The sequence below is a fragment of the Fibrobacter sp. UBA3629 genome (assembly GCF_002374005.1).
Classification (GTDB): Bacteria; Fibrobacterota; Fibrobacteria; order Fibrobacterales; family Fibrobacteraceae; genus Fibrobacter.
In genome coordinates this window covers 1-9,247 of the sequence record NZ_DFLC01000031.1, presented here as the reverse complement: position 1 = coordinate 9,247, position 9,247 = coordinate 1, and the positions used below count along the sequence as shown (strand labels likewise).

The following is a 9,247-nucleotide window of genomic DNA, read 5'->3' as shown; positions in this document are numbered from 1 at the left end:
CGTTACCTGGAATACGCCCGCGCGATGAAGGCCGTGGATTCTACGATTATCTTGCATGGTCCGCTGTTCAGCACGCACAAGATGCAGCAGAAGGGCGCGGGCCTGCTCGATGGCAAGTACTGGATGGAAGAATTCCTGCGCATTGTGGGTGAGGCCGAAAAGAAGGATGGCAAGCGCTACCTCGATGTGGTGGACCTGCACAATTACCCGTACTGGACTCCCAATGAGCCGAAGCCTGCCGAGATGCTCAAGGCGATGCTTGACGTGGGCCCGAACATGGATACGCTCGACGTGTGGATGAAGCGCCACCTCGAAGGTGAACGCCGCGTGTTCCTCTCGGAATTCAGCACGTGCGTGCAGGGATTCAGCCTGCTCATGGATTACCCGCAGGCGACCGCGGTGGCGAGCATCTTTGCCCAGCACGCGATGCGTTTCGGTAACCGCCTGCAGGTGCTCCCGTGGGATGCGTTCGGCAACCTGTTCAAGGGCCCGGACGATACCTGGGGTACCATCAGCATGACGGCGCTGTTGAAGGAAGGTTCCTGGAACTACTGGAAGTCGCTGGAACCGACTGCGGAATATTACGGCATGTATATGACGTACAAACAGTTCCTGGAAGACGGCTTTGCCGTGTTGCCGGTTTCGAGCATGAGCCCCGACGTGGAGGCGTATGCGATTGGCAAGGGCGATTCCGTGCGTGTGATGCTTGTGAACTTGTCCGAAGTCCCGCAGGTGGTGCAGGTGGACCGCGCAAGCGTTGCCGCTACCGGGAGTACCGAAGTGGGCAAGGGCGACTTGGTGCGTACCGAGGTGGATATCTTTGGCGCCGAGCAATTCAAGTGGGTAGGAACCCGGCAGGATGCCTTCCCGTACCCGAAAATGGGCCCGAGCGGGCGCCGCATAAACCCGAGCAAGTCGAAGGACATCACGATTCCCGCGTTCGGGCTTGCCGTGGTGCGCATCAACCCGAAGGTTGTCGGGCTTGACAAGGCCACGAAGGCGGATGCCGCAATCCCGCAAATCATTTCCGCATCCCTCGAGAAGAAGGTGCTCCTTGCGGGCGATACGATAGACCTGTTTGTGACGGCGGTGCAGGAAAACGGCCAGCTTACGAACGGCTCTGTGAGCGTGGGCAACTGGGGCAAGCGCGGCATGATCGAGGTGTCCGCCGTTCCCGATGACGGCAAGTGGAATGCGTCCATCGAGAGCTTCCACGTGAAAATCCCGATTCCGCCCGAAATGTATTCCGCCCCGCGGGAACTCCGCGTTGTTGTACAGGGGCTCGGGGGCAAGGTGACTGCCCTCAACATCCCGTTCCGCGTGCGTGGCGCCTACCGCACTACGATGGCCATGCAGAACTTTGACAACGGGCTCGATGCGGTAGACTGGTACCCGGTCGCAAACGGCGACAACGCGACAACTATCGGCGCGAAGGTGTTCAACGGCGCTCCCCCGCACGGAGGCTTTATCCGCCATGACTTCCAGATCGAGCAGCCGCCTGCACAGGGCTGGCCGAACTTTGCGGGCGCCTACTACGTGATACCCGAAGAAGTCAAGAACTCCGTGGGCATCGTGTTCGACTACGCGACGAACCACAACAATCCCGACGGCTACTTTGAAGTGCAGATTGCGAGCAGCCAGGTGGAAGACTACGATGAGTTCATGGTCCGCCTCAAGAACACCCGCGGTTCTTGGGTGCGCGACACGCTCATCTGGGAGAACATGAAACAGGAAGGCTGGGGCAAGACTATCCCGCAGCTCGACCCGAAAAAAATCAAGAACTTCGCCTTCCGCGCACGCCATAGCGGCATGGGCTACATCAGCCTTGACAACATCTACCTGCTCGGCGAAGACGGCGAGGAAATCCCGATGCCGCGTGGGCTGAGGAGACTGAGGTAAGATATGGATAAAGAACCCGAAGTTTTCGATGTGAAGGAATTGAACGGTGCCTCGCCTATGCAGAAGGGGCTTGCCGTTTTCCTCGTCATCATGTCGCTTTTGTACACGGCATCGCCCATCGACTTGGCGCCCGATGCCATCCCCGTAGTGGGCTGGATTGACGACATCGGATTCCTCGTGACTGCGACCATGAATGCGGTTCAGCAGTTCACAAAGGACCAGAATTCAGCCATGGTGAAAATCCTGAAATACGCCAAGTGGTTCATGGTCATCGCCGTCGTAATCGCTGCGCTGTTGCTTGGCGGCTTGATTGCCGCGATTGTGGCGTTGGTGGTGAAGTAAGAAATCTTATACAAAAAGCGAACGACAATAATTGTCGTCCGCTCGTTTTGCTTTAAAGTGGTCTGCAGGGCTGGCGAGCCTATTGTTTATCGCTTGTCCCTATCAATCCAGGGCCGTTCCGTGTAGCCGGTGTAAATCTGGCGCGGACGGTTGATCTTGGAATTCGGGTCGTCGTGCATTTCCTTCCAGTGGGCAATCCAGCCGGGGAGGCGTCCGATGGCGAACATCACGGTAAGCATGTTCGTCGGGATGCCCATGGCGCGATAGAGGATGCCCGAGTAGAAGTCCACGTTCGGGTAGAGCTTGCGCGCGATGAAGTAGTCGTCCTTCAGGGCGGCTTCTTCGAGCTTGATGGCGATATCCAGGAGCGGGTCGTGCACGTGTTCGCGCTCGAACACTTGGTACATGAGTTTCTTGAGCACCTTGGCGCGCGGGTCGTAGCTCTTGTACACGCGGTGGCCGAATCCGGAAAGACGGAACGGGTCCTTCTTGTCCTTGGCCTTGTCCATCACCTGCTCGATGGTCATGCCGCTCTGCTGGATGCGGAGCAGTGTCTCGAGCACGGCCTGGTTTGCACCGCCGTGGAGCGGGCCCCACAGGGCGCAGATGCCAGCACAGATACTCGCGTAGAGGTTCGCCTGCGAACTGCCCACCATGCGCACGGTCGAGGTGGAGCAGTTCTGCTCGTGGTCGGCATGCACAATCAGGAGCGTGTTGAGCGCGCGTTCCATGATCGGGTCCGGGTGGTAGGGGCGGGCCTTGCTGCTGAACATCATGTTGAGGAAGTTGCTGCAGTAGCTGCGTTCCGCTTCGGGGTACACGAACGGTTCGCCGATGCTTGCCTTGTAGGCGAAGGCGGCGATGGTGCGGATCTTGGAAATAAGGCCCGCGGTAGTGAGCTCGAAGGCGCTCGCGATGTTTTCGTCGTCGTAGAAGCGCGGGGTAAAGAGGCCCACGGCGTTCACGATGGAACTGAGGATGCCCATCGGGTGCGCGCTCGGCGGCATTTCGCGGAAGAAGTGCAGCAGGTTCTCGTGCAAAAGCGCATTCTCGGTAAGGAGCGTGCGGAAGTGCCCGAGCTGTTCCTGCGTGGGGAGTTCTCCGTAAATCAGGAGCCACGCGGTCTCGGGGAAGGTGGCCTTCTCGGCAAGATCTTCGATGGAGTAGCCTCGGTAGCGGAGGACGCCCTTTTCGCCGTCAACAAACGTAATGGCGCTCTTGGTGCTGCCCGTGTTCAGGTAGCCGTAATCCAGCGTGACAAGCCCGGAATCCTTGCGCAGCGTGCTGATGTCGAGGCCGTGTTCGCCCTCGGAACCTTCCACCACGCTTAGTTCGTAGCTCTTGCCATTATAGTTCAGTGTTGCCTTTTCGGACATTTATCCTCCGGAGGGGCGGGTTTCAACCGCCAATTATTTCATCTTCAAAATGCAATTATAAATATTTTCGAACAGCTTGCCGAGTTTTTCGGTCGGGACGGCGCTGAATGCGATGCGGATAAGGCCCGAAAGCATGATGGTTCCCGTGCTGTAGTCCTTGATGAGCTTCTGGCGGAGTTCCTCGGCATCGACGCCCTTCGGCTTGATGCACATAAAGTAACCGCTGTTGCAGGGCATGGCCTCGAAGGCCTCCTTGTATTCCGGGTGCGCGGCGAGTTCGTTCTTGATGATGTCGAAGCGCTTCTTGAGCGTGTTGTACTTTTCCTGTTTCTGCTGCAGGTATTCCGGGCTCTGGAAGGCGGCGAGCAGGATCTTCTGGCTGATGCTCGGGGCGTTAGAGATGTTGCCGCGGACCGTACCGGCGGCCTTGTCCTCGAGGGCCTTGAGCTGGGCTTCGGTGGCGCCCTTGAAACCGAAGGTCATGAACCCGACGCGGAAGCCCCACACGTAGTCTTCCTTGGTGGGGCCGTCGAGCTTGACGGCGAGCAGGTTCTCGTTGGCTTCGAGCAGCTTCACGAACAGGGATTCCTTGGTCACGCCTTCCTCGTACACGAGTCCGAAGTAGGCGTCGTCGAGCAGGGCCACGACCTTGTTGCCCGCGGCGGCGCAGTCGGTGAGGATCTTCGCGATTTCGACGGCTTCCTTCTCTGTTGCGGTGTAGCCGGTCGGGTTGTTCGGGAAGTTCAGGAGCACGACCTTCTTCTGGCTCTTGCTTTCGGCGAGGGCGGCCTTGAGGGCTTCGGTATCGAACCCGCCGTCCTTGAAGGTGTTGAACGTCTTGATCTTCGCGCCGCAGCTGTTCACGAACACGAGCTCGTAGTTGTCCCAGTAGAGGTCGGGGATGATGACTTCGTCACCCGGGTCCAAAAAGAGGTAGCCCGCGCAGCTGATGGCGTGGGTCAAAGCACAGGTCACGACCGGGTTGCTGAACTGCTTGCCCTCTAGGCTCGGGTTCTTGCGGACAATTTGTTCCTTCCAGGCCTTGCGGAGGTCGGGGTTGCCGAAACTCGGGGCGTACAGGAACGCCTGCTTGGGGAGGTTCAGGCTCTTGAGCACGCAGTCGAGCACGAGCGGGCTCCCGTCGTCTTCGAGGGCGGTGCCGATAGTCGCGTTGATTTCGGAGCCCTTGGCTTCGGCGCCCTGGCCCAGAATGCCCTTGCGCGGGAAGAAGATTGCCTTGCCCCTTTCGGAAAGCATGGAGAGAACGTTGCAGCCGTTTGCGGAGAGTTCCGCGTTTGCCTGTTCGGCGAGAGGATTGTAGCTCATGACCTTGGTCCTGTTAAAAATTCCGAGGCCAAAGATAGTAAAATGGAGGTCTAATTTAAATCCCTGAAAAACTCGGGACGGTGGAAATCCGGCCTCTCGGTGTCGATTGGGAAGGCGCTGAGGTAATGGGGGGTCTTTGCCTTGTCGGCGCACTTGTAGAGGTTGCCGCGAAGGCGCATCCCTTCGAACGAATCAATCCCGAACAGGGCCGCGGGGAGGGTGACGCTCATACCCCAGCTGATGAAGTCCCCGACGACGCTCGCAAGTTGCTTCGTGCGCTTGATGGTCCCGATTTCAGAATCGTCGAGCTTGGTCCTGTTTTCGCGTCCCTGTCCACGTGCGGCGAGGATGAATCCGCGGCTGGTCGTCTCGAAGTTGAAGTATTCGCTAGAGTTGCGTGGATTCTGCAGAAAAATCTCGACACAGGAGTCTTCCCAGCAGGGTCCGCCGTTCTCCATGACGTCTGCCCTGAAGCAGTCGAGCGGTTCCTCGACGGTAAAGTCGACTCGGATGGCGTCGGGGGAGACGGTCAGTTCGGCAAGTACGGTGGGGAGGGCGATCCCCTGGTTCTTTTCCCAGTTCATGTTCGGTTGAAGCAGCATGCCTCCAAGATAATTAAATCACTGATTAATCACTTTAGTCACTGACTAAAAAAATGGGGAAATGCCGTTTTTTGCTCAAAAACGCTGTTTCTGGAATTGGCATGCTTTTTGCACTTATAGGGCGCCCGTGAAGGTCCGGAGCAAAGTGAGTTTTCCGGTGCGGGTTTCATACAAATTACAGGAGGCCTTATGGCAGAAGAAAAAAAAGAAAAAGTGGTGAACGTGTCGACGGCATTCGATTGTCTTGCCGTGACGCAGGTCCTTGTCTATCCGTTCCGCGATGGCGTGAGCCTCGGGCACATGAAGGCGATTGCGACCATTGTCCTCAACGACCAGATTGAAATTCGCGGGCTTCGCGTGATGGATGGCGTGAACGGTCTGTTCGTGTCCTACCCGATTGACCCGTTCTTCAAGGGCGAGGAGTACAAGACGGTCTGCACGCCGATTTCTCGCCAGCTCCGCGAGCATATCGAAAATTGCGTGCTCGAAAAATTCCAGGCGGCAGTAGCTTAGTGGGTGTATCTTGTTCCGCAGAATTCGTTCGTATTGCCTGTTCGGGATAAAGGCTGTTCCCGTTAGTGTCGAAGTAGATTCTTCCCAGGGTTTACCGGGGTTCACCCTTGTCGGGCTTCCCGACAATGCCGTGCGCGAGTCGCGGGAGCGCGTCGTGTCGGCGGTGAGGTCTATCGGGAAGGTCGTGACCGGGTTTAGGACGACCGTGAACTTGTCACCGGCGGATCTGCGGAAGGAGGGGAGTGCACTCGACCTTCCACTGGCGATAGGGATGCTGGATTCGACTGGAGAGATCGAAATCCGGAACCTGGAACGCTTTGTCTTTGTGGGTGAACTTTCTTTAGATGGGTTGTTGAAGCCAGTGAGGGGAGTTCTGTCCATCGCGATGAGTTTGCCCAAGGACGGTTCTAGCGTCTTGGTCGTTCCGCATGCGAATGCGGAAGAGGCCGCGCTGGTGGAAGGTCTTCGCTATGTGAGCGTCTCGACGCTGAAGGAGTGTGTTGATTTTCTGGAGGGAAAATCGGGGAAAGTCCAGATTGCCGAGGGGTTGAAACGGGATGTCTCGGTACAGGGGTGCGTCCCCGATTTTGCCAATGTGGTTGGGATGGAGGGGGTGAAGCGTGCCCTGGAAGTTGCCGCGGCGGGCGCCCACAATTTTTTGCTGGTCGGTTCGCCGGGCGCGGGCAAGACGCTCTGCGCCCGGTGCTTGCCGGGAATACTGCCGGACATGACGGACGAGGAAGTTCTGGAGACGACCCGCATCCATTCCTGTGCGAGTCGCGCGGGGGATGCGTTCTCGTTTCGCCCGGTGCGGTCGCGGCCTTTCAGGACCCCGCACCATAGCGCGTCGATGGTGTCGCTCGTGGGCGGCGGTTCGAGGCTGTTGCCCGGGGAGGCTAGCCTTGCGCATAACGGGGTTCTCTTTTTGGACGAACTCCCGGAGTTCAACCGCTGCGTGCTGGAAGCTCTGCGTGAGCCGATGGAAGACGGCTTTATCTCGGTGAGCCGGGCAAGCGGCACGGTCGTTTGGCCTGCTCGGTTCATGATGGGAGCCGCGATGAACCCCTGCCCCTGCGGATTCGCCATGGATCCGCGACGCGCCTGCACGTGCCTGCCCGATGCCCGCAAGCGCTACCGCGAAAAGATATCGGGACCGCTGTTGGACCGTATCGATATCCAGGTGAGCGTGCCTCCCATGGATTCGCGATCGCTTGTGGATGGCGGCGGCCGCGAAAGTTCTGCCGACATCCGTCGCAGGGTCTGTGCCGCGCGAGCTGTGCAACGCCGCAGGTTCGAGGGATTGCCGTTCAAGTCGAATTCCGAAATGACATCGGAGTGCGCCCGCAAGTTTGCGAACATGTCGAGCGAGACCGAGCGTTTCGCTGTCGCTTCGTCGGACAAGATGAACCTGAGCGCGAGAGGATTCTTCAGGCTCCTGAAGGTGGCGCGCACGATTGCCGATTTGAGGCAGGCACCCGACGTGGAGATCGCGGACCTCGCCGAGGCCCTGCGCTATAGGACTATGGGATAGCCTTATCGGCGGATGCGGATGGTCGATTCTGCCCCTGCACAGTCCGGGATAGCCTGCGGCTTGCAGATGGAAACTTCGGCCATCTGGGCCTTGGGGTAGTTTTCCAGGATATGCTTCGCCGTTTCGAGGACTAGCGTCTCTTCGAGCTGGAACTGGGAGTCCTGGATGAATTTCTTTAAATCGTCCGAAAGTCGGGCGTAGTCTATGGAATGGACCAGGTCGTCATTTTGGGCGGCCAGCGAAAAATCCAGCCATACGGATACGTTCAGGACAACAGGCTGTTCCCTTACCCTCTCGCTTGGGAGGGTGCCGAGGATACAGCAGAACTTAATGTCTTTTAGTGAAATTTTCCCGGTTTCGATTACCATACGAAGAGCACGATGGCTGCCGTCAGGGAGACTGCGGTGAAGCCAAACCAGAGGTTACGGGCGAATGCGTAGGAATCGCGGGTGTTCTTGTTGGTTTCTATGCGCTTTTCGAGTTCGTTAACCGTGTAGGGAATACCGAAATCGGCATACTGCTTCATCGCGATGACGCAAGCTTCCGGATTGTCGTTTGTCTGGCAGGCGTTGTTGATGCCCTGGAAACCTTCGCCGTCGCCGTTCATAATCTTGTCATGAAGGCCGCTGAGGTCGTCGTAGGCGCTGCCGGCCTTGTTCGCTTCCATGTGCTGCAGCACGCCGATAACGGCGCCGGTGGCTGCCAATGCGGAAAGACCGATGGCAGTCCAGAAGCGGACTTCGTCGGCGATACCGAAACGGTCGGTGGCGTTTTCGGAAGCGTCGCTGATGGCATAGTCGCGGGCGTCGGCCTTGGCGTTGGATTCGTCGAGATCGCCGGTGACATCGACATCCTCATCTTCGTCTTCTTCTTCGCAGTCCGGATCGTATTCGTCGCATTCCTCTTCTTCGCTGGAGGCCACGGCGGGCTTTGCGGAAGGAGGTTCTTCGGCGGGAGCGGAGCCGGTCAGTTGCACGGAGGCGCCGTCGATGAAGGCGAAAGCGGTGGAGTAGCCCGGGATAAAGACGGACTTGCCATCGAAGTAGACGGTCTCGACATCTTCTTCGGCAGGCATGCCGCGGCGGGCGTAGAACTTGGCCGTGACGAGCTTGGAGTAGTCAACGCCGTCGGCCTTCAGGGCGGCTATCGAGGAAAGGTTGCCTTTGCCTCCCTGGTAGAGCTGGTAGGCGGTGGGCTGCTCGCCAAACGGGTCTGTAAACTTCTGACGGACGACGAGACGGCCTTCCTGGAGGGAGCTGACCTCGTCTGCCGGAGCGGTCTTGAGCTGGCCGCCGAATTCGGCTGTAATATAGTTGTCGGGGCTTCCGGCATCGGTCGCTGTAAATTCTTCAATGTCATAGGGCCCGGCGAAAGCCGATGCAACGGAAAGGCAGAGTGCCACAAAAAACAGACGCTTCATCTTCATCTTAATCTCCGATTCAGACTCTTTTTGGAGAAATATATAAAAAAAAGGGAAGATGTTAAAAAAAATAAGTTTTTTTGAGGCTTTTAACCCCATTTTATGACGTAGAACAATCTTTCTTGCCATTTATATGGTATTTCGGCACGAAAAATTCTACTTTTTAGCCCGTAAATTTTAACCCTAAAAGAGGAATCCATAATGGCAAAGCTCTCTATCGAAGATCTCGAACTCGCCG

The 9,247-nt window shown here is 57.6% G+C and carries 9 protein-coding genes; 4 read left to right on the top strand and 5 right to left on the bottom strand.

Annotated features, from left to right (window positions below):
- A partial coding sequence (locus tag B2310_RS10145) for a glycoside hydrolase family 44 protein (RefSeq protein WP_290731133.1) occupies window positions 1-1,899 on the top strand: 1,899 nt, incomplete at its 5' end.
- A 3-nt stretch (window positions 1,900-1,902) separates the two neighbouring features.
- Window positions 1,903-2,241, top strand: coding sequence for a DUF1232 domain-containing protein (locus tag B2310_RS10140; protein ID WP_290731130.1), 339 nt, complete (start codon window positions 1,903-1,905; stop codon window positions 2,239-2,241).
- Window positions 2,242-2,327: 86 nt separating this feature from the next.
- Here the strand turns inward: B2310_RS10140 and B2310_RS10135 are convergent, their stop codons facing one another.
- Genes B2310_RS10135 through B2310_RS10125 form a run of 3 tightly spaced genes read right to left on the bottom strand, consistent with a single transcriptional unit; the run spans window position 2,328 to window position 5,545 of the window.
- Window positions 2,328-3,617 (bottom strand): citrate synthase, encoded by a 1,290-nt coding sequence (locus B2310_RS10135; RefSeq protein WP_290731126.1) that lies wholly within the window; start codon window positions 3,615-3,617, stop codon window positions 2,328-2,330.
- Between the two features lie 33 nt (window positions 3,618-3,650).
- Entirely contained in the window at window positions 3,651-4,943 is a 1,293-nt protein-coding gene (locus tag B2310_RS10130) for an aminotransferase class I/II-fold pyridoxal phosphate-dependent enzyme (protein WP_290731123.1), read from the bottom strand.
- Between the two features lie 50 nt (window positions 4,944-4,993).
- A complete protein-coding gene (locus B2310_RS10125; protein ID WP_290731120.1) occupies window positions 4,994-5,545 on the bottom strand; it encodes a carbohydrate-binding family 9-like protein in 552 nt (183 codons plus the stop codon).
- 189 nt (window positions 5,546-5,734) lie between these two features.
- Between B2310_RS10125 and B2310_RS10120 the strand changes: the two genes are divergently transcribed.
- Both B2310_RS10120 and B2310_RS10115 read left to right on the top strand, forming a co-directional pair.
- A complete protein-coding gene (locus B2310_RS10120; protein WP_290723610.1) occupies window positions 5,735-6,058 on the top strand; it encodes a SpoVG family protein in 324 nt (107 codons plus the stop codon).
- Between the two features lie 10 nt (window positions 6,059-6,068).
- Window positions 6,069-7,589 (top strand): YifB family Mg chelatase-like AAA ATPase, encoded by a 1,521-nt coding sequence (locus B2310_RS10115; RefSeq protein ID WP_173366847.1) that lies wholly within the window; start codon window positions 6,069-6,071, stop codon window positions 7,587-7,589.
- Between the two features lie 2 nt (window positions 7,590-7,591).
- On the opposite strand, the gene B2310_RS10110 is transcribed toward B2310_RS10115, so the two are convergent.
- Both B2310_RS10110 and B2310_RS10105 read right to left on the bottom strand, forming a co-directional pair.
- Complete coding sequence (locus tag B2310_RS10110) at window positions 7,592-7,957, bottom strand: dihydroneopterin aldolase (RefSeq protein ID WP_290723606.1); 366 nt, start codon at window positions 7,955-7,957, stop codon at window positions 7,592-7,594.
- Complete coding sequence (locus tag B2310_RS10105) at window positions 7,951-9,015, bottom strand: hypothetical protein (RefSeq protein WP_290723604.1); 1,065 nt, start codon at window positions 9,013-9,015, stop codon at window positions 7,951-7,953. The genes B2310_RS10110 and B2310_RS10105 overlap by 7 nt, the downstream gene beginning before the upstream one ends.
- Between the last annotated feature and the right edge of the window lie 232 nt (window positions 9,016-9,247).

Excerpts from the sequence above, each read along its gene's own strand:
- B2310_RS10140 (WP_290731130.1), top strand. The coding sequence starts at position 1,903 with ATGGATAAAGAACCCGAAGTTTTCGATGTGAAGGAATTGAACGGTGCC.
- B2310_RS10135 (WP_290731126.1), bottom strand. The coding sequence starts at position 3,617 with ATGTCCGAAAAGGCAACACTGAACTATAATGGCAAGAGCTACGAACTA.
- B2310_RS10130 (WP_290731123.1), bottom strand. The coding sequence starts at position 4,943 with ATGAGCTACAATCCTCTCGCCGAACAGGCAAACGCGGAACTCTCCGCA.
- B2310_RS10125 (WP_290731120.1), bottom strand. The coding sequence starts at position 5,545 with ATGCTGCTTCAACCGAACATGAACTGGGAAAAGAACCAGGGGATCGCC.
- B2310_RS10120 (WP_290723610.1), top strand. The coding sequence starts at position 5,735 with ATGGCAGAAGAAAAAAAAGAAAAAGTGGTGAACGTGTCGACGGCATTC.
- B2310_RS10110 (WP_290723606.1), bottom strand. The coding sequence starts at position 7,957 with ATGGTAATCGAAACCGGGAAAATTTCACTAAAAGACATTAAGTTCTGC.
- B2310_RS10105 (WP_290723604.1), bottom strand. The coding sequence starts at position 9,015 with ATGAAGATGAAGCGTCTGTTTTTTGTGGCACTCTGCCTTTCCGTTGCA.